Source organism: Streptomyces chumphonensis (assembly GCF_014779715.1).
GTDB lineage: Bacteria > Actinomycetota > Actinomycetes > Streptomycetales > Streptomycetaceae > Streptomyces > Streptomyces chumphonensis.
The window spans coordinates 53836-73635 of record NZ_JACXYU010000004.1 but is presented as its reverse complement, the minus strand read 5'-3'; the positions used below and the strand labels follow the sequence as shown (position 1 = coordinate 73635).

Below are 19800 nucleotides of genomic sequence, written 5' to 3'. Positions count from 1 at the left end.
GGGCTTGTCGGTAGGCCGTGTGGGACTCGAACCCACAACCAATGGATTAAAAGTCCACTGCTCTGCCAATTGAGCTAACGGCCCGGGGCGTGCTGGATCGAGCATAGCCGGGCGGGGGCCGGAGAGCCGAGTGGGTATCGGGGGCCCGGGCGCGTGGGTGTCGCCCGGGCCCCCCGATGCGTCAGCCGTTCTGCTTCCAGCGGGGCTTGTCGGTGCGGCGGCCGAAGGAGCGGTTGCCGGTGCCGGGGGCGGCGCGGTGGTCGTCGCGACGGCCGTAGGGGCGGCGGTCGTCGGAGCGACGGTCGCGGTTGAACGGACGGTCCTCGTAACGACGGTCGTCACGGCGGTAGCCGCCCCGGTCGTCGCGGCGGTCGCGGTTGAAGCCGCCGCCCCGGTGGCCGCCGCGGTCGTCGGACCGTCGGTCGTCGGAGCGGCGGTCGCGGTTGAACGGGCGGTCGTCACGGCGGAAACCGCCACGGTCGTCCGAGCGGCGGTCGTCGCGGCGGTCCCGGTCGCGGTTGAAGCCGCCCCGGTCGTCGCGGCGGTCGCGGTTGAAGCCGCCGCCCCGGTGGCCGCCGCGGTCGTCGCGGCGCGGGTAGTTGCCGCCCTCGCGCTTGCGGTCCTCGCGCTGCTGGGCGGCCTTGCGCTCCTGCTCGGCGGCGCGGGCCGCCGCGGCCTTGGCGGCGCGCTCGGCCTCCTCGACGGCTGCGCGGTCCATCTCCTCGGTGAGCCGGGCGACGGCCTCGTCGGCGTCGGCCCCCCGGTCGCGGGCGGCACGGGCGGTCAGGCGGCCCGCCTCGTCGCGCAGTTCCTGGGCGCGCCGCTTGGCCTCGTCCAGCTTGCGCGAGAGGTTGGCGACGTCGCGGTCGGCCTGGCGGGCGGAGTTGGCGGCGGCCTCGGCCTGGACCTCGCTGAGGGAGCGGGCGCCCGTGATGGCGGCCACGTCGTCGTCGAAGACGTCACCGCGGCCGATGAGGTGCCGGGAGGCGTCGACGCCGGCGTCCTCCATCAGGCGGAACGTCTGCCGCCGCTGGTGCGGCAGGGCCAGGGAGACGACGGTGCCGGACTGGCCGGCGCGGGCGGTGCGGCCCGAGCGGTGCAGGTAGTCCTTGTGGTCCCCGGCCGGGTCGACGTTGAGGACGAGGTCGATGCCGTCGACGTGGATGCCGCGGGCGGCGACGTCGGTGGCGACGAGGACGTTGACGTGCCCGTCCTTGAAGTCGGCCAGCGTGCGGGTGCGGGCGCCCTGGGTCATGCCGCCGTGCAGGGCGTCGGCGCGCACGCCGGACTCGCGGAGCTGCTCGGCGACGCGGTCGGCTCCCATCTGGGTGCGGACGAACGCGATCGTGCGGCCCTTGCGGGCGGCGATGGCGGCGGTGACCGGTGCCTTGTCCTGGGGCTTCACGATGAGGATGTGGTGCGTCATCGTCGTGACCGCGCCCTGGGCGGCGTCGACCTCGTGGCTGACGGGGTCGACGAGGTAGCGCTTGACGAGGGTGTCGATCTCGCGCTCCAGCGTGGCGGAGAACAGCATGCGCTGACCGCCCTCGGGAACGAGGTCGAGGATCTCGGTGACCTCGGGCAGGAAGCCGAGGTCGGCCATCTGGTCGGCCTCGTCGAGGACGGCGACCTCGACGTCGTCCAGCGAGCAGGCGCCCCGGTTGATCAGGTCGCGCAGCCGGCCGGGGGTGGCGACGAGGATGTCGACGCCCCGCTCCAGCGCGCCGATCTGGTTGCCCATGGAGGTGCCGCCGCAGACGACCTTCAGCTTGAGGCCGAGCACGTCGCCGTAGGGCTGGAGGGCGTCAGAGACCTGCATGGCGAGCTCACGCGTCGGCGTCATGATGACGGCGCGCGGGCGGTGCCGGGCGGTGCGGCCCCCGGCGAGCCGGGCGAGCGTCGGCAGGCCGAAGCTCAGCGTCTTGCCGGAGCCGGTGCGGCCACGGCCGAGGATGTCCTTGCCGGCCAGGGCGTCCGGGATGGTCGCGGCCTGGATGGGGAAGGGGCTGGTGACGCCGTTCTGCGCGAGCTTGCGCACGACGCCCTCGGGGAGACCGAGGTCGGCGAAGGTCGGCGTGGGCTCGTCGGCCTGCGCCTCGACGGCGGTGTCGGCGGTGTCGACGGTGGGGTCGACCGTGACGGTCGTCGCGGTCTCGGGGGAACGCTCGACGTCGTCCGTGAGAACGGAGACGGTTTCGGGCGTGGAAACAGACATGCTGATGCGAACCTTCCGGAGTTCATCGGCACGCGCCACAAACTTCCGTGATTTCGCAACAGGACCGCCTCATGCGGTCAAGCCCACGGCTAAGCAACGGAACGCGCCACGCGGCGCGCTTCAGTTGGGCGCCGGGTCAAATGGGATCAAACGATCTACCACCATACGCACCCTCCCGGGCCTCGTGCAAACTCCCCACCGGGGTCGGGACTGTGGGCTCCCCCACTCCGGCGTCCGCTCCGCCCGCACTACCCCCCGGACGCCTCGCCCCCGCCGCCGGACGGCTCCGGGGACGGGGTCGACGGCTCGGGCTCCGGCGTCGGCTCCGGGTCGGAGGGCGACGGGGTGGGCGTCGGGTCGGGTGCCGGATCGTCGTCGCCCGGCGGCTCCGGCCGCCCGGGGCCCCCGCCCGGGTCGGGGGAGGGTTCCTCGGCACCGGGGCCGGGGGGCGGGCCGGGTTCCGGCGCGCTGTCCGAGGGCTCCCCGGGGCCGGGCTCCTCTGCCGGGTCGGTCCGCTTCTCGGTGGCGTCCCTTTCCGACGAGGGCGTCTTCTCCTCCGCTTCGGACCGCTGCCCGTCCGAGCCGACCGGCGCCCGGGGTCCGCCCTCGGGGACGCCGTCCTCCGCCGGGCCGGACGGCGAGGGGGCGGACGTGTGGCCGGCCGGCTGCGGTACCGGCGGGCCCGGGTCACCGCCCACCGTCATGCACCCGGCCGCGCCGAGCAGGCCGAGCGCCGCGAGGCCGGTCCGCACGGCGGGGAGGAGGCGGGGCGCGCGGGGGCGCACGGCGCTGCGCACCGGCGTACGGGAGCGGATTTCCGGCGTACCGGGGCGAGCGGCGGGAGCAGGGCGCACGGTCGGACTCCTCCGGGGGCGGGCGGGCCTCCTGCCCAACTCCGTTGTCCGTGTCGAGGACACGCCCCACGCCCGCCACGCCGCCTCCGCCGTCCGGCGCCACGACTCACCCCACCACTCACCCCACCGCGCCGCGCACCAACCACCATCCGAGCGCCACCGCGCCCAGGCCGACCGCCGTCGCCCCCAGCACGTTCGCCAGGGCCAGACCCGGCCGGCCCCGCTCGACGAGGCGCAGCGCCTCGTAGGAGAAGGTCGAGTAGGTGGTGAGCGCGCCGCACAGCCCGGTGCCCATCCAGACCTGGGCCGCCGGGCCGAGCCCACCGCCGCGCACCGCGCCCGTCAGCACCCCGAGCAGGAGACAACCGGTGACGTTGACGGTGAAGGTCCCCCACGGGAAGTCGGACGCGTGCCGGACCTGCACCGCGCGGTCGACGAGGTACCGCAGCGGCGCCCCCGCCGCGGCCCCGAGCGCCACCAGCAGCCACATCACCCGGCCGCCCTCCCGCCGCCGAGGGCCCGCCGCCCCAGGACGACGCCCGCCCAGACGGCCGTCAGCGAGAGCAGCAGCGTCGCGGCGAGGTAGCCCAGCGCCGTCCCGGGCGCGGCGGCGTCGAACAGGAGCGTGCCGTCGAGCGCGAAGCCGGAGAAGCTGGTGAAGCCGCCCAGGACCCCCACCCCCAGGAAGGGGCGGAGCAGCGGATGCGCACCGCGCGCGCCGATCCACGCCATCAGCACGCCCAGCAGCGCGCAGCCCACGACGTTCACGCCGAGCAGAGCGGTCGGGAACTCCCCGCCCCCGGTGGGCCACCACCGCAGGGCCGCGTAGCGGGCGAGTCCGCCCACCGCGCCGCCGAGGGCGATCACGGCCAGCACGCCCCAGCGGCGTCGGCCGGACATCTCGGCGCGGTCGGCCGGAACGCGCAGGTCCACGTCCGGGTCGACGGCGTCCTCGTCCGGGTCCGGGAGGCGGGAGCCCGCCCGCCCGGTCGGCCCCGCCCCGCCGCTCACCCGTAGCCCAGCGCGTGCAGCCGGTCGTCGTCGATCCCGAAGTGGTGCGCGATCTCGTGCACCACGGTGATCTCGACCTCCTCGACGACCAGCTCCCGTCCACCGCCCTCCCGCTCGCACAGCCGCAGCGTGGGGCCCATGTAGATCGAGATGCGGTCCGGCAGGACGCCCGCGTACCACTCGCCCCGTTCGGTCAGCGGCGTGCCCTCGTACAGTCCGAGCAGTTCGGGATCCTCGGGGGACGGCTCGTCCTCGACGAAGACGGCCACGTTGTCCATCAGCCGGGTCAGCTCGGGCGGGACCCGGTCGAGCGCCTCGCCGACCAGTTCCTCGAACTCCTCGCGCGTCATCTCCACCACTGGGCCATTGTCGGTCACGCGGGACCGCGGTCGCATACTCGGTCACCCGCTGGGCACATGCCGGACATGGCCCGTGCCCCGCTCAGGTCGTTCGGCGCCGCCGTCCGCAGCTTCGGCAACGCCGTCGGACGCCGCGGAACCGCCGCCCGCACCCTGCTCCGCCGTTCCGCCCGCCCCGGCGCCCCCGGAGACCCCGCCCGGCGCCCGCCCCGGCGCGCCGCCCCGCGGCGTCGCGCGGGCGTCCTGCCCGAACTGGCCCACGAGCGCCGCGCCCGCCCGTGGCTGCGCGCCCTCGGCCTGACCGCCGTGACGGTCCTCGGCGCCTGGCTCGGCCTCCTCACCGTGGGCAACGTGCACAAGCCCGTCGGGCCGATGGACACCACGATGACGCTGCGCCCCTCGATCGACGGCGGCACCCGCATCAACGTGGCGCCGCTCGGTGCGCTGGAGCTGGAGAGCCACACGGCGCCCCTGCGGCTCGACGTGGACGTGACCCGGCTGGACCCGGAACGCGTCGGTTCCCTCGTGGACCGCCCGGAGACCATCGACGGGCTGCAGGACCGGGTCACGGCGGACGTCGAGTCCGGCACCCGCGACCTGGCCGTACGCTCCTCCCTGGCCGTCGTCCTCGGGGCGACGACCCTGGGCCTGGCCGTCTACCGCCGGCCCCGGCGCGCGCTGGCCGCCGGCGGGCTCGCCCTGGTGCTGCTGGCCGCCTCCGCCGGGACCGCCGCCGCCACCTGGAACCCGAAGGCCGTCCTGGAGCCCAAGTTCTCCGGGCTCCTCGCGGGCGCGCCCAGCCTGGTCGGCAACGCGCGCAGCATCGCGTCCGACTTCGACGTCTACCAGAAGGAGCTGGCCCGGCTCGTCACGAACGTCACCAAGCTCTACGACGCCGTCTCCACGCTCCCCACCTACGCGCCCGACCCCTCGACGATCCGGGCCCTGCACGTCTCGGACATCCACCTCAACCCGGCGTCGTGGTCGATCATCGAGTCCCTGGTCGACCAGTACGAGATCGACGTCGTCATCGACAGCGGCGACACCATGGACCACGGCACCGCCGCCGAGAACTCCTTCCTGGACCCGGCCGCCGAGCTCGGCGCCCCCTTCGTCTGGGTGCGCGGCAACCACGACTCCCTGACCACGCAGCAGTACCTGCGGGAGATGGAGAACGTGCACGTCCTCGACAACGGCGAGCCCGTCGACGTCGCGGGGCTGCGCATCGCCGGGATGGGCGACCCCCAGTTCACCCCCGACCGCTCCGTCATCGCCGCCGGCGACCCCGCCGAACGGGCCTCGGGCCGCGCCCTGGCCGAGATCCTGCGCCTGCACGCCGAGGCCGGACGTCCGGTGGACATCGCCGTCGCCCACAACCCCGTCCTGGCCGAGGAGATCGACGGGGCCGTCCCGCTCGCCCTCGCCGGACACACGCACAACCGCAAGCAGCACGACCTGCCGCGCGGGACCCGGCTGATGGTCGAGGGCTCCTCCGGCGGCGGCGGGCTGCGCGCGGTCGAGGGCGAGGCACCGGCGGACGTCCAGGCCTCCGTCCTCTACCTCGACCAGGACACCCGCCGTCTCCAGGCGTGGGACGAGATCACCCTCGGGGGGCTCGGGCTGACGTCCGCCGAGGTCCGCCGGCACTACGTCGACGATCCGCTCGCCGAGCCGTCCGACGCCCCCTCGGCCCAGCCGTCGCCGACGGGCTCCGCCCCGTCCGGCACCGCCACCCCGAACGCCCCGCCCGACACGCCCTCCCCGCCCGCCCGCGAACCCGCGTCCACCGCCACCCCGAACTAACCGGCCCGGCCACCACCGGCGCCACCACCGGAAATCCGTTTTGGCGAACCGTCGCGGTATCCCATATGCTTCTCACGTCCCCGACGCGCTGACGAAGCGCCCAGGTGGGCCATCAGCCCTCATCGTCTAGTGGCCCAGGACGCCGCCCTTTCAAGGCGGTAGCACGGGTTCGAATCCCGTTGGGGGCACGCACCACCCGTGCGGAATCCGTTCCGCACACGCCTGGTCCTGTGGAGCAGTTTGGAGTGCTCGCCACCCTGTCAAGGTGGAGGCCGCGGGTTCAAATCCCGTCAGGACCGCTGCAACCCCCCGGGGTTGCGTGGCTGGGTAGCTCAGTTGGTACGAGCGTCCGCCTGAAAAGCGGAAGGTCGCCGGTTCGACCCCGGCCCCAGCCACCAGAACGAGAACGTCCCGGACGGCACGCCGTCCGGGACGTTCTCGTTGCGTACCCCGGGTGAAGCAACGCACGGACGGCGGTCGTCCCCAGAGTTTCGTGTGCTGACGCGGTGCTGACGTGTCAGCACCACAGTGCTCTGCTTCCCGGCCTCCGAGCCCCTCCGGCTCAGGCGCGCGGCATGGCCACGGTCCGCCGGGCGGAACCCGTTCTGGGCGGTGTCACCACCCGCAGTGAGCGCAGGCCGCTCCGTCCGCCTCGACGAGATCCCGGCCGTCAGCGCCGAGACCACCAGCGCCTGTACGTTATTCTGTACACCATGAAGACGATGAGTGTCACCGAACTGCGCGCCGGCATCGCCGATGCCCTCGACGCGGTGGAGAACGACGCCGAGGAGTTGGTGATCACTCGCGCCGGCCACGAGCCGATGGTCGTCGTCTCGCTCGCCGAGTACGAGGCGCTGAAGGAGACCGACTACCTGCTCCGGTCACCCGCGATGGCCGAGCGTCTGCGCCGGACCATCGAACAGGACCGGGCGGGCGGGGGCACGGTCCGGGAGCTGGTGGATCCGGACGACGAGCCCCGCCGGAGCCCTGCGTGAAGGTCCGCTTCCTGGGCGACGGCTGGAGCGACTACCTGTGGTGGCAGAAGAACGACCGAAAGCTCCTCAAACGAGTCAACCAGTTGCTCGCCGACATCGGCCGCAACGGCCATGAGGGGATCGGCAAGCCCGAGCCGCTGCGGAACGACCTCTCCGGCTACTGGTCCCGGCGCGTCAACTCCGAACACCGGCTGGTCTACCGCATCGACGAGGACGACGTGACTCACGTCCTGGCGTGCCGGTACCACTACGACCGGGGTTGAGCGGGAGCCGCCCGGCGGCGGGGGTCGGTGGGCGGGCTCAGGGTCGTGACGCGTTTGAGGTCGGCCCGGAGGGAGCTGCGGGGTGCGGCTGGTCGCGGAACGGGGAGCAGGCATACGGCGGGGCCGTCGAGGGGCCCGGGGGGGGCGGTTCGCGGGGGCTCGGCGTCGTGCGGAGGGTCGAGGAGGGCGAGGTGGCCGTCGAGGGCGGAGGTCTTCGTCATGCCGGACGGGGTGATCGCCGGACGGCGTGCCCGGCTGGTCGGGCTGGGGGAGAACGACGCGCGCTGACCGGCCGGCCCGGGCGACGGTAATGCGCTCGCCGGTTCCGGCCGGCGGGTGGGATGCTGGGGGGCGTATGTCTGCTGCGCCTGACCTCACCCTGCCCGCCCTGCTGGAGCGGGTCTCCGAACTGATGCCGCGCGACGAGCGGCGGCTGGGCCGCCGTCTCGACGGTGTTCGGCGTGTCCGCAAGCCGGAGGCGAGGGAGGCCGTGCTGGCCGAGATCGCCGCCGAGGTGGAGCGGGCGGAGGCCCGGATCGCCGCCCGGCGCGCGGCGGTGCCCCGGATCACCTACCCGGAGGCGCTGCCCGTCAGCCAGAAGAAGGACGAGATCCTGGCGGCCGTCCGGGACCACCAGGTGGTGATCGTCGCGGGCGAGACGGGTTCGGGCAAGACCACCCAGATCCCGAAGATCTGCCTGGAGCTGGGCCGGGGCGTCAGGGGGCTGATCGGGCACACGCAGCCGCGCCGGATCGCGGCGCGCACCGTGGCCGAGCGGGTGGCGGACGAGCTGGGGACGTCGCTGGGCGAGGCCGTGGGCTGGAAGGTGCGGTTCACCGACCAGGTGAGCGACACCACGCTCGTCAAGCTGATGACGGACGGCATCCTGCTGGCGGAGATCCAGACCGACCGCGAGCTGCGTCAGTACGACACGATCATCATCGACGAGGCGCACGAGCGCAGCCTCAACATCGACTTCCTGCTGGGGTACCTCGCGCAGCTGCTGCCCCGGCGCCCGGACCTCAAGGTCGTCATCACCTCGGCGACCATCGACCCGGAGCGGTTCTCCCGGCACTTCGGTCGCTTCGCGACCGTCACGGCCGCCGGCCCAGGGGCCGAGGCGGGCGAGGCGGCCGAGGCGGCCGAGGCGGGCGGGGACGGCGCCGGGCCGGGGGCTCCGATCGTCGAGGTCAGCGGGCGGACGTACCCGGTGGAGGTGCGGTACCGGCCGTTGCTGGAGGAGGACGGCGAGGAGGGCGACCGCGACCAGGTCACGGCGATCTGCGACGCGGTGGACGAGCTGCAGGCCGAGGGGCCCGGCGACATCCTGGTCTTCCTGTCCGGGGAGCGCGAGATCCGCGACACGGCGGACGCCCTCGTCAAGAAGAGGCTGCGTTCCACCGAGGTGCTGCCGCTGTACGCGCGGCTGTCGCACGCCGAGCAGCACCGGGTGTTCCAGGCGCACACCGGCCGGCGCGTCGTGCTGGCCACGAACGTGGCGGAGACGTCGCTGACGGTGCCGGGCATCAAGTACGTCATCGACCCGGGCACCGCCCGCATCTCCCGCTACAGCCACCGCACGAAGGTGCAGCGGCTGCCGATCGAGCGCATCTCGCAGGCCAGCGCCAACCAGCGCAAGGGGCGCTGCGGGCGCACCTCGGACGGTGTCTGCGTCCGGCTGTACTCGGAGGAGGACTTCCTCTCCCGGCCGGAGTTCACGGACGCGGAGATCCTGCGGACGAACCTGGCGTCCGTGATCCTCCAGATGACGGCGGCGGGGCTCGGCGACATCGCGCGCTTCCCGTTCATCGACCCGCCGGACCAGCGCAGCGTCAAGGCGGGCGTGCAGCTCTTGGAGGAGCTGGGGGCGCTGGACACGGCGGAGAAGGACCCCCGCAGGCGGCTGACGGAGACGGGCCGCAAGCTGGCGCAGCTGCCCGTCGACCCCCGGCTGGCCCGCATGGTGCTGGAGGCGGACCGCAACGGCTGCGTGCGCGAGGTCATGGTGATCGCGGCGGCGCTGTCCATCCAGGATCCGCGCGAGCGGCCCGCGGACAAGCAGCAGCAGGCGGACCAGCACCACGCGCGCTTCCGGGACGAGACGAGTGACTTCCTCGCCTTCCTCAACCTGTGGAACTACGTGCGGGAGCAGCAGCGGGAGCTGTCCTCCTCCGCGTTCCGCCGGATGTGCAAGGGAGAGTTCCTGAACTACCTGCGCATACGGGAGTGGCAGGACATCTACGCGCAGCTGCGGCAGGTGGCCAGGACCCTCGGCGTCACGATCGGGGAGGCGGAGGCGCCGCCGGACGCCGTCCACCGCTCGCTGCTGGCCGGTCTGCTCTCGCACGTCGGGCTGAAGGACACCGGTGGGGAGAACGGCCGGGCGGCGGCGCGCGGGAACGAGTACCTGGGGGCGCGGAGCGCGAAGTTCGCCCTGTTCCCGGGCTCGGCTCTGTTCAAGAAGGCGCCGCGGTGGGTGATGTCGGCGGAGCTGGTGGAGACGTCGCGGCTGTGGGCCCGCGTCAACGCCAAGATCGACCCCGACTGGATCGAGCCGCTGGCGCAGCACCTGGTGAAGCGGACGTACAGCGAGCCGCACTGGGAGCAGAAGCAGGCGGCGGTGATGGCGTACGAGAAGGTGACCTTGTACGGCGTCCCGGTCGTCGCGCGGCGGAAGGTCAACTACGGCCGCATCGATCCGGAGACGTGCCGCGACCTGTTCATCCGCAACGCCCTCGTCGAGGGGGACTGGCGTACGCACCACCAGTTCTTCCACGACAACCGCAAGCTGCTCGGCGAGGTGCAGGAGCTGGAGCACCGTGCCCGGCGCCGGGACATCCTCGTCGACGACGAGACGCTCTACGACTTCTACGACCAGCGCGTCCCCGACCACGTCGTCTCCGGCGCGCACTTCGACTCCTGGTGGAAGCACCGGCGGCGCGCGGAGCCGGACCTGCTGAGCTTCGAGAAGTCGATGCTCATGAACGAGCGGGCCGGGGCCGTCACCAAGGACGACTACCCGGACGTGTGGCGGCAGGGCGGGCTGCGGCTGAAGGTGACCTACCAGTTCGAGCCGGGGACGGACGCGGACGGCGTCACGGTCCACGTGCCGCTGCAGGTGCTCAACCAGGTGCGGCCCGAGGGCTTCGACTGGCAGATCCCGGGGCTGCGGCTCGACGTCGTCACGGAGCTGATCCGTTCCCTGCCCAAGCCGATCCGGCGCAACTGCGTGCCGGCGCCGAACTTCGCCGAGCGGTTCCTCGCCGGCTTCCGGGCGCCGGAGGGCGTGCCGCTGGACGAGCCGCTGACCGCCGTGCTGGGCCGGGCGCTGCACCGGATGACGGGCGTGCCCGTGGCGCAGGAGGACTTCGACCGGGCCAAGGTCCCCGCCCACCTGCGCGTCACGTTCCGGGTGGTGGACGAGCGCGGCCGGCCGGTACGGGGCAGGGCCGCGGCGGAGGCCGAGGACAAGGACCTGGAGGCGCTGCGGCTGCGGTTCAGGCCGCAGGCGCGGGAGGCGCTCTCGCGGGCGTTCGAGGCCACGGCGGGCCAGGGCGGACGGGGTGGCCGCCGGGGACGTGGCGGCGCCGGGACGGGTTCGCCGGACGCCGGTGGTCACGACGGGCGGTCGTCCGGACCGGCGACCGGGACGCAGCCGCGCAGCGGGCTGACGGCGTGGACCCTCGGCACGCTGGAGCGCACCTTCGAGACCCGGCGGGCCGGGCAGCCGGTCAAGGCCTTCCCGGCGCTGGTGGACGACGGCTCCTCGGTGTCCGTGCGGCTCTTCGACACCGAGGCCGAGCAGCAGGAGGCCATGTGGCGCGGCACGCGTCGGCTGATCCGGCTGAACCTGCCCTCGGATCCGGGGAAGTTCGCCCAGTCGAAGCTGACGAACCAGCAGAAGCTGGCGCTGGCCGCGTCCCCGCACGGCAGCGTCCAGGCCCTGTTCGAGGACTGCGTGAGCGCGGCGACGGACCTGCTCGTCGCCGCGCACGGGGGCCCCGCCTGGGACGAGGAGGGGTTCCGCAAGCTGTTCGACGCCGTGCGCACCGACATCGTGGACGCGACGCTGAAGACGGTGCGGCAGGTGCAGGAGGTGCTGGTCGCCTGGCAGTCGTGCGAACGTCGCATGAAGTCGCCGCCGTTGGCGCGCAGCGCGACGTTGCTGCCGTCGCTGGCGGACGTCCGGGAGCAGCTGGCCGCGTTGATGTGCCCGGGCCTGGTGACGGCGCACGGCGCCCGGCGGCTGCCGGACCTGCTGCGGTACCTCACGGCCGTCGACCGGCGGCTCCAGCAGTTGCCGACGCACGCGGAGCGGGACCGCAGCCGCATGGCGAAGGTCAAGGAGATGCAGGACGAGTACGCGTGGCTGCTGGAGCAGTTCCCGGCGGGACGGCCGGTGCCGGCGCAGGCCCGCGAGATCCGCTGGATGATCGAGGAACTGCGGGTCAGCTACTTCGCCCACGCGCTGGGCACGGCGTACCCGGTCTCGGACAAGCGGATCGTGAAGGCGGTGGACGCCGCCGCCCCGTAGGGCGCGTCCACGACGTCGGCGCACGGGCCGCGCGCAGGCCGCGGAGCGGCTGAGGACCGGTCGCAGGCGGCCCGTACGGGGGCGGGGGGCGACGGATTCGCACAGGTGGGCCACGCTGCTGTACAGTCTGGTCTCGCGCCGGTCGAGCAGATCGGCGCGATGGTCCTGTGGAGCAGTTTGGAGTGCTCGCCACCCTGTCAAGGTGGAGGCCGCGGGTTCAAATCCCGTCAGGACCGCAGCAGTCGAAGGGCCCGGATCTCGCCAGAGATCCGGGCCCTTTCCCGTTGCCGGACATCGGTCCGCGCCGCAGGCGGGGGCGCGGGCGGGGCCCCGGGGGCGTGGACGGGGGCGGGCCGTGCCGTCTTGACGCCGCTACGGAGCGCGAGTACCCCTGCTACAACGAAGGGGGCGCCCATGGGATCGGTGGAGCGCGGACGGCGCCGGGAGACGGCCGCTCTGCTGCGGGCCCATCTGTCCGCCGCCGCGCACCTGTCGCTGAACGCCCGCTACCGCCACGTGACGCGGCGCTGCCCGGTCTGCCACCGGTTGCTGCTCCTGGCGCAGGAGGAGGCCGGTGAACGCCCGTCGGGGGGCACCGAGCGGCCCTACCGGTCGACGGGGGACGAAAGTCCCGGGACGTCGTGACGAAAGCCCGCTCCGGCGGGGCACCCGAGGTGGGAGGCTGGTCCTGGACGGGCGGCCGTGAGACGGGTGGAACACCGAAGTCCCATTACCGCACAGTACGTTGGGGCGGCAAGAACGCGTTCGTGTGACGGGAGTCACCGAAATGGGTGGTGAGAACGGGGACTTTATACCACCCCTACACCCGATCAATTTAATATGTGCAATTGCACGAAGCCTTCAACCACTCCCTCGTGTGCCCTCACCGGACCCCGGCACACTCCCCCGACGGGTCCGACCCGGGTACCCGCCGAAGCGGCCCGAGCCGCAGTGAGCCGACCCGGGCGACGGTGTGGACGGATGTGACACCACGGGGCCGCACGGGCGAGCCGGTCGAGGTGGCCCCACAACGCGAATCGCGCCGGACCCGGCGGAGTCCGACGCGATCGTCGACGAGCATGCACAGGCGCCGCGGTGCGGCGACCTGACGTGTTTCGTGGGGGCGGAACACCACCGGGGGTCATCCCGGTACGTCCGTTATGCGGTGTATTCAGACCTCGCTGCGCTGCTGCGGGATACCCGCGAGCAGTGCGCGCACCTCCGCCTCGCGGTAGCGGCGGTGACCACCGAGCGTGCGGATCGACGTGAGCTTGCCCGCCTTTGCCCAGCGCGTGACCGTCTTCGGGTCGACGCGGAACATGGTGGCGACCTCAGCCGGGGTCAGCAGCGGCTCGGCATCAGGGGTGCGAGCGGTCATGAGCGGCCTCCTCGGGAGAACCGAACCATCACGGTTCTTTCCTCTAAATTCTGCACCTTGGCCCGCGTTGCCCGAAATGGCGCACGCGGGACGAGTCGGTTATAGGACGAACGGCTTGTCCTCGGCACTACAACTACACCATCGGTCCAGCCACGTCGGCCAAACTGACGGAATTGCCCTCTCCGGGGCGCAACCTCGACGGATGACGATGGACCGCCCCATAACGGGCAGTCACGGCCGTGTGACGATACGTCACAATCCCAGACGAGGTGGCACCAAAGTGAACAAGCGGTGCGGTACCGAAGTATCCGAAGTGTCCGCCCCCAGGAGGACGGAAGGAGACCGTCCGGACTCCTTGTCCTATTTTGACACGAGGAGTGGGCTTGCGGGCAAGGGGCTCTTTACGCACGCTTGCGTGCCATCCGTCACGCTTGAGCCTTTGGCCCGGTTCGGGACCAAGGTCCCGGTACCCTACCGTCACGCACCCGGGCGGCGGGAGTCCCGACGAGGGCCGGGACGCCCGTCAACTCGCGAACTGCCGCTCCTGCACCGCGCGCCACCGATCGGTGAGGACCTCGAAGCACGTGCCCGCACGTTCGGTGTCACCGTCGCGCAGGGCCGCGATCCCCTCGGCCGCGTCCGCCGCCGAGTGGTCCGCCGCGAGGTCGTCCTCGGAGATCGTATGCACCAGCCCGCCGTAGTCCAGCTCGACGAGTGAACGGGGATGGAACTCCTCCAGCCACCGCCCCACATCTACCAGGCCGTCGACGAGCGGTCCCTCCTGCACCTCCGTGCGCAGCGTCCGCAGGGAGCGCGCGAGCCGGCGCCGGGCCTGCACCATGGGCGTCCGGTAGCGCAGCATGGCCGCCCCGTCCTCGGCACCCTCACCGATGGCGGCGCCGTCCGCGTCCTCGGCGCCGCCGATGTCGCCGCCCGCACCGCGCTTGCGGTACTCCCGCTCCTCGTCCGAGAAGAGCAGGAACCACCGGACCGGCACGTGCCAGAGCGCGGAGCGCAGCCAGGGGCGGGCGTCCGGGTTCCGCTCCCGCCAGCTCTCGTAGTCGGCCTCGGCCTGCCTGCGGACGACGGACGGCAGCGCGGCCCGCAGCAGCGGGGCCGGCAGCTCCCGGTCGGCCTCGGCCAGGGCGAGCCAGGCGCGCAGCCGCGTCCGCCACGGGCAGACGCACACCACCCCGCCGATCTCGGCCACGAACGCGTCGCCGCTCTCCTGCTCGGGGACGGCGAGCGGCGGCACGGGCAGCAGGCCGGCCAGGGCCCGGCGCAGCTCGTCCTGGGCGCCGGGGCGGCGCTCCGTGCGGGCGTACCGCGCCCAGTGGGTGCGCTCCGGCTCGGGGAAGGCGGCCAGCGGCTCGTACACGCGCAGATAGGCCGTGTACGGCACGGGGACTCCGGGGGTCGGGCCCACGCTCACCCCCTCCTCTCGACGCGCTCGGCGGCCCGCTCGGGGCCGGTACCGAGGCTCCGCGCCCGCGGGCACGACCGCGACGCGGCCGCCCCGCCGGGACGTCCCCCGGGACATAGTGGCACTCCCCATGATCGGACGACCCCACACTCCGCCGCGAGGTCGTAATCTGCTGCCCACAGGCCCTCCCCACCCCCGGAGGGCGTCCACCGCGACTACAGGAGTCACCACCGTGACTGACGTACGTAGCGCCGCCGTCAACGTCGACGGCGTGCACGGAACACCGACCGACGCCGTGCTGTCCGGGCTCTTCCGCTCGGAGCTGGGCGGTCACGAGCAGGTCGTGTTCTGCCAGGACCCGGCGAGCGGGCTCAAGGCCGTCATCGCCCTCCACTCCACCGCGCTCGGTCCGGCGCTCGGCGGCACCCGGTTCCACGCCTACGAGGGCGAGGACTTCCCCGAGGCGGCCGCCGCGCAGGACGCCCTCGACCTCGCGCGGGGCATGTCGTACAAGAACGCGCTGGCGGGCCTCGACCACGGCGGCGGCAAGGCCGTCATCATCGGCGACCCGGAGAAGACCAAGAGCGAGGAGCTCCTGCTCGCCTACGGGCGCTTCGTCGCCTCCCTGGGCGGGCGCTACGTGACGGCGTGCGACGTCGGCACCTACGTGCGCGACATGGACGTCGTCGCCCGGGAGTGCCGCTGGACGACGGGCCGCTCCCCCGAGCACGGCGGCGCGGGCGACTCCTCGGTGCTGACCGCCTTCGGCGTCTTCCAGGGCATGCGGGCCGCCGCGCGGCACCGCTGGGGCGCTGCGACCCTGCGCGGCCGGACGGTGGGCGTCGCGGGCGTCGGCAAGGTGGGCCACCACCTCGTGGAGCACCTGCTGGCGGACGGCGCGGAGGTCGTGGTCACCGACGTGCGCGAGGAGGCGGTCGAGCGGGTGCGGGCCGCCCATCCGCAGGTCACGGCGGTGGCCGACGCCGACGCCCTGGTCCGTCTGCCGGGGCTGGACGTGTACGCCCCGTGCGCCCTCGGGGGCGCCCTGAACGACGCGACGGTGCCGGAGCTGACGGCCGCGGTCGTCTGCGGCGCGGCGAACAACCAGCTCGCCCACCCGGGGGTGGAGAAGGACCTCGCGGACCGCGGCGTGCTCTACGCGCCGGACTACGTCGTGAACGCGGGCGGCGTGATCCAGGTCGCCGACGAGCTGCACGGGTTCGACTTCGCGCGCGCGAAGGCGAAGGCGGAGCGGATCTTCGACACGACCCTGGAGATCCTCCGGAGGGCCGACACCGAGGGGGTGCCGGCGGCCGTCGCCGCCGACCGCGTCGCCGAACAGCGGATCTCCGCCGGGACGCGCCTGCCGGGCGCGGTGGGCTGAGCCGGAGGACCCGTCCGGGCGTCGGCCGCCGTCACGGTGGGTGACGGGTGGTGGGGGAGATTTCTCTCACCACCCCCCGGCGGGTCTTCCGCTCGGGGGGCGGTAAAATGCGTTCTGACCAGCGAAGCATCGGTCACCGGGCGTGCCGGGGACCTGCTCGGTCGCGCGGACGGCGTACCGTACGGGCGCGGAAGCAGGTACCGTTGAAGCTCTAAGAGCCGGTCTCTCCACCGAGAGTCCGCTCTCCACCATGAACGCGTGTCAAGACTCTGGGGCCGTCGAGCCCCGTCGTTGAGGGGGTCGAGCCATGGGGCGCGGCCGGGCCAAGGCCAAGCAGACGAAGGTCGCCCGCCAGCTGAAGTACAACAGCGGCGGGACGGATCTCTCGCGTCTGGCCGAAGAGCTGGGTGCAACGCCGGCGCAGCAGCCGCCGAACGGTGAGCCGTTCGAGGACGACGAGGAAGACGACCCGTACGCACGGTACGCCGACCTCTACAACGCCGACGACGAGGACGAGGAGTCCCAGCGGGACGACTCGCCCCAGCGTCGCCGCGCGTGACGTTCGCCGGTTCCGCCGGAACAATCGCTGGACGAGCGCCGCGCAGGGCGTAAAGGATTTTCGCCTGTGAAGGGCCCCACCCGTGGTGGGGCCCTCAGGCGTGCCCGGACGACGACGGTGTGCCCGGCGAAACCGCGCCTCCGTCGGGCCCCCGACGGGCGGTCGAAGCCCGACGGGGGGCGCGGCGGGTACGGCTCAGGCCCGGTCGGACCGGTCAGGCCGCGTAGTCACCGGTGAGGGTGACGGCGGCCGCCGCGGCGTCACCCGTCGAACCGGCGTCCGGAGCGCGGTCGGTGATCTCCCCCGCCACCCAGGCGTCCACACCCCGGTCGGCGAGCGTGGTGAGTGCCGCGTCGGCGGCCTCGCGCGCCACGACGGCCACCATGCCGACGCCCATGTTCAACGTCTTCTCCAGCTCCGCGCGGGTGACGCCGCCGACCCGGCCCACCGCGTCGAACACGGGGCCCGGCGCCCAGGTGGCGCGGTCCAGCGTCGCGTGCAGGTGGTCCGGCACGACGCGGGCCAGGTTCCCGGCCAGTCCGCCGCCGGTGATGTGCGCGAAGGCGTGCACCTCGGTGGTGCGGGTGAGGGCGAGGCAGTCCAGGGAGTAGATGCGGGTGGGCTCCAGCAGCTCCTCGCCCAGCGTCCGGCCGAACTCCGGCACGTCGCGGTCGAGCGCCCAGCCGGCCCGCTCCAGGAAGACGTGCCGCACCAGGGAGTACCCGTTCGAGTGAAGTCCGGAGGAGGCCATGCCGATGACGACGTCACCCGGACGGATGCGCTCGGCGCCCAGCAGCCGGTCGGCCTCCACGACGCCGGTGGCCGCACCGGCGACGTCGTACTCCTCCGGGCCCAGGAGCCCGGGGTGCTCGGCCGTCTCGCCGCCGACCAGGGCGCAGCCCGCCAGCACGCAGCCCTCCGCGATGCCCTTGACGATGGCGGAGACCCGCTCGGGCACGACCTTGCCCACGCAGATGTAGTCGGTGAGGAACAGCGGCTCCGCGCCGCACACCACGATGTCGTCCACGACCATCGCGACGAGGTCCTGTCCGATGGTGTCGTGCACGCCCATCCGCTGGGCGACGGCCACCTTCGTGCCGACGCCGTCCGTGGCCGAGGCGAGCAGCGGACGCTCGTAGCGCCGCAGCGCCGAGGCGTCGAACAGTCCGGCGAACCCGCCGAGGCCACCGAGCGACTCCGGACGCTGGGCCTTGCGGACCCACTCCTTCATCAGGTCGACGGCGCGGTCGCCGGCCTCGATGTCCACGCCCGCGGTCTTGTAGGAAACGGGGTCGTGGGAAGCAGCGTCAGTCATGTCTCTCCCGTGGCGGGGCGCCGTGGTGCGGCGGTGGTCGGCCGGATCGGACGTCAGGGGCGGCGCAGCGCGTCGGCGCCGCCGGGCCCGGTCAGCAGGGTCTGCACACCGTCGGCGTCGGGACGCGCGGTCGTGTCGGCGTCGGACTCCAGGAAGTGCTTGCCCAGCAGCTCCGGGTCCGGCAGGTCCATCGGGTACTCGCCGTCGAAGCAGGCGCGGCAGAGGTTCGGCTTGGCGATCTTCGTCGCCTCGATCATGCCGTCGATGGAGATGTAGGAGAGCGAGTCGGCGCCGAGCGAGGTGCCGATCTCGTCCACGGTGAGGCCGTTGGCGATCAGCTCGGCGCGGGTGGCGAAGTCGATGCCGAAGAAGCACGGCCACTTGATCGGCGGCGACGAGATGCGGACGTGCACCTCGGCGGCGCCCGCCTCCCGCAGCATCCGCACCAGGGCCCGCTGGGTGTTGCCGCGCACGATCGAGTCGTCGACGACGACGAGCCGCTTGCCGCGGATGACCTCCTTCAGCGGGTTCAGCTTGAGCCGGATGCCGAGCTGGCGGATGGTCTGCGACGGCTGGATGAACGTGCGGCCGACGTAGGAGTTCTTCACCAGGCCCGCGCCGAACGGGATGCCGCTCGCCTCGGCGTAGCCGATCGCGGCCGGGGTGCCGGACTCCGGGGTCGCTATGACGAGATCGGCCTCGGCCGGGGCCTCGGCGGCCAGCCGCCGGCCCATCTCGACGCGGGACAGGTAGACGTTGCGGCCGGCGATGTCGGTGTCGGGCCGGGCCAGGTAGACGTACTCGAAGACGCAGCCCTTCGGCCGGGCCTCCGCGAACCGGCTGCTGCGCAGGCCGTCCTCGTCGACCGCGATCAGCTCACCGGGCTCGATCTCGCGGATGAACGACGCGCCGCAGATGTCCAGCGCGGCCGTCTCGCTGGCGACGACCCAGCCGCGCTCCAGCCGGCCCAGCACCAGCGGGCGGATGCCCTGCGGGTCGCGGGCGGCGTAGAGGGTGTGCTCGTCCATGAAGACGAAGGAGAAGGCGCCCTGGACGTGGGGCAGCACGCGCGGGGCCGCCTCCTCGACGGTGAGCGGCTTGCCGTCCTCGTCGGTCTGCCCGGCCAGCAGCGCGGTGACGAGGTCGGTGTCGTTGGTGGCCGCGACCTGGTTGGCCCGGCCGCCGCGGCGGCCGTCGGCCAGCGCGGCGACCATCTCGGCCAGCTCGGCGGTGTTCACCAGGTTGCCGTTGTGGCCGAGGGCGATGGAGCCGTGGCCGGTGGCGCGGAAGGTGGGCTGCGCGTTCTCCCACACCGAGGCGCCGGTCGTCGAGTAGCGGGCGTGGCCGACGGCGATGTGGCCGCGCAGCGAGCCCAGCGACGTCTCGTCGAACACCTGGGAGACCAGGCCCATGTCCTTGAAGACCAGGATCTGCGAGCCGTTGCTCACCGCGATGCCGGCGGACTCCTGCCCTCGGTGCTGCAGCGCGTACAGCCCGAAATAGGAGAGCTTGGCGACCTCTTCACCGGGTGCCCAGACGCCGAAGACGCCGCAGGCGTCCTGCGGGCCCTTCTCGCCGGGAAGAAGATCGTGATTGAGTCGTCCATCACCACGTGCCACGCCGTCGAGTCTAGACGCGGCACCCCGATACGCCGAACCGGGGAACCGGCGCGGGGCCGCTGACCAGGCCGGGAGGCGTTTCCTACGA

16 protein-coding genes and 5 tRNA genes are annotated in these 19800 nt (G+C 73.1%); 11 read left to right on the top strand and 10 right to left on the bottom strand.

The annotated features are described in order from the left end of the window. Window positions 1-11: 11 nt before the first annotated feature. From IF129_RS10120 to IF129_RS10095, 6 genes are all read right to left on the bottom strand, one after another. Window positions 12-84, bottom strand: a tRNA-Lys gene (locus tag IF129_RS10120). 97 nt (window positions 85-181) lie between these two features. After that, window positions 182-2215, bottom strand: a complete 2034-nt coding sequence (locus IF129_RS10115; RefSeq protein WP_191209224.1) for a DEAD/DEAH box helicase — start codon at window positions 2213-2215, stop codon at window positions 182-184. 248 nt (window positions 2216-2463) lie between these two features. Further along, entirely contained in the window at window positions 2464-3012 is a 549-nt protein-coding gene (locus IF129_RS10110) for a hypothetical protein (RefSeq protein WP_191209223.1), read from the bottom strand. A gap of 175 nt (window positions 3013-3187) precedes the next feature. Beyond that, window positions 3188-3562: a fluoride efflux transporter CrcB gene (gene crcB / locus IF129_RS10105; protein ID WP_191209222.1), complete on the bottom strand. Its 375-nt coding sequence runs from the start codon at window positions 3560-3562 to the stop codon at window positions 3188-3190. Next, the gene (locus IF129_RS10100) at window positions 3559-4080 is read right to left on the bottom strand and encodes a FluC/FEX family fluoride channel (protein WP_318153649.1); all 522 of its coding nucleotides are present in this window, start codon (window positions 4078-4080) and stop codon (window positions 3559-3561) included. The genes crcB and IF129_RS10100 overlap by 4 nt, the downstream gene beginning before the upstream one ends. Next, a complete protein-coding gene (locus IF129_RS10095; protein WP_191209518.1) occupies window positions 4077-4430 on the bottom strand; it encodes a metallopeptidase family protein in 354 nt (117 codons plus the stop codon). The genes IF129_RS10100 and IF129_RS10095 overlap by 4 nt, the downstream gene beginning before the upstream one ends. 75 nt (window positions 4431-4505) lie before the next feature. Between IF129_RS10095 and IF129_RS10090 the strand changes: the two genes are divergently transcribed. The 9 genes from IF129_RS10090 (at window position 4506) to IF129_RS10050 (ending at window position 12679) form a co-directional block, all read left to right on the top strand. Next, entirely contained in the window at window positions 4506-6242 is a 1737-nt protein-coding gene (locus tag IF129_RS10090) for a metallophosphoesterase family protein (RefSeq protein WP_191209221.1), read from the top strand. Between the two features lie 115 nt (window positions 6243-6357). After that, window positions 6358-6430 (top strand) — tRNA-Glu (locus tag IF129_RS10085). Window positions 6431-6466: 36 nt separating this feature from the next. Beyond that, a tRNA-Asp gene (locus IF129_RS10080) sits at window positions 6467-6541 on the top strand. Window positions 6542-6563: 22 nt separating this feature from the next. Beyond that, window positions 6564-6640, top strand: a tRNA-Phe gene (locus IF129_RS10075). A gap of 315 nt (window positions 6641-6955) precedes the next feature. Beyond that, the gene (locus IF129_RS10070; protein ID WP_224754728.1) at window positions 6956-7237 is read left to right on the top strand and encodes a type II toxin-antitoxin system Phd/YefM family antitoxin; all 282 of its coding nucleotides are present in this window, start codon (window positions 6956-6958) and stop codon (window positions 7235-7237) included. Further along, window positions 7234-7500 (top strand): Txe/YoeB family addiction module toxin, encoded by a 267-nt coding sequence (locus IF129_RS10065; RefSeq protein ID WP_191209220.1) that lies wholly within the window; start codon window positions 7234-7236, stop codon window positions 7498-7500. The genes IF129_RS10070 and IF129_RS10065 overlap by 4 nt, the downstream gene beginning before the upstream one ends. 355 nt (window positions 7501-7855) lie before the next feature. Then, window positions 7856-12034: an ATP-dependent RNA helicase HrpA gene (hrpA, locus tag IF129_RS10060; protein WP_191209219.1), complete on the top strand. Its 4179-nt coding sequence runs from the start codon at window positions 7856-7858 to the stop codon at window positions 12032-12034. Window positions 12035-12195: 161 nt separating this feature from the next. After that, window positions 12196-12270 (top strand) — tRNA-Asp (locus IF129_RS10055). A 178-nt stretch (window positions 12271-12448) separates the two neighbouring features. After that, complete coding sequence (locus IF129_RS10050; protein WP_191209218.1) at window positions 12449-12679, top strand: DUF6274 family protein; 231 nt, start codon at window positions 12449-12451, stop codon at window positions 12677-12679. Between the two features lie 526 nt (window positions 12680-13205). On the opposite strand, the gene bldC is transcribed toward IF129_RS10050, so the two are convergent. Next, on the bottom strand, window positions 13206-13412 hold the full coding sequence (gene bldC / locus IF129_RS10045; RefSeq protein WP_027749187.1) for a developmental transcriptional regulator BldC: 207 nt from the start codon (window positions 13410-13412) through the stop codon (window positions 13206-13208). Between the two features lie 523 nt (window positions 13413-13935). After that, window positions 13936-14838, bottom strand: coding sequence for a hypothetical protein (locus tag IF129_RS10040; RefSeq protein ID WP_191209217.1), 903 nt, complete (start codon window positions 14836-14838; stop codon window positions 13936-13938). 229 nt (window positions 14839-15067) lie between these two features. Between IF129_RS10040 and IF129_RS10035 the strand changes: the two genes are divergently transcribed. Together IF129_RS10035 and IF129_RS10030 are read left to right on the top strand one after the other, a co-directional pair. Further along, a complete protein-coding gene (locus IF129_RS10035) occupies window positions 15068-16219 on the top strand; it encodes a Leu/Phe/Val dehydrogenase (protein ID WP_191209216.1) in 1152 nt (383 codons plus the stop codon). Window positions 16220-16526: 307 nt separating this feature from the next. Next, on the top strand, window positions 16527-16778 hold the full coding sequence (locus IF129_RS10030; RefSeq protein WP_191209215.1) for a DUF3073 domain-containing protein: 252 nt from the start codon (window positions 16527-16529) through the stop codon (window positions 16776-16778). Between the two features lie 214 nt (window positions 16779-16992). Here IF129_RS10030 and purM read toward each other — a convergent pair whose 3' ends face one another. Both purM and purF read right to left on the bottom strand, forming a co-directional pair. Then, on the bottom strand, window positions 16993-18093 hold the full coding sequence (gene purM, locus IF129_RS10025; RefSeq protein ID WP_191209214.1) for a phosphoribosylformylglycinamidine cyclo-ligase: 1101 nt from the start codon (window positions 18091-18093) through the stop codon (window positions 16993-16995). Window positions 18094-18146: 53 nt separating this feature from the next. After that, window positions 18147-19712 (bottom strand): amidophosphoribosyltransferase, encoded by a 1566-nt coding sequence (purF, locus tag IF129_RS10020; RefSeq protein ID WP_191209213.1) that lies wholly within the window; start codon window positions 19710-19712, stop codon window positions 18147-18149. Window positions 19713-19800 lie beyond the last annotated feature (88 nt).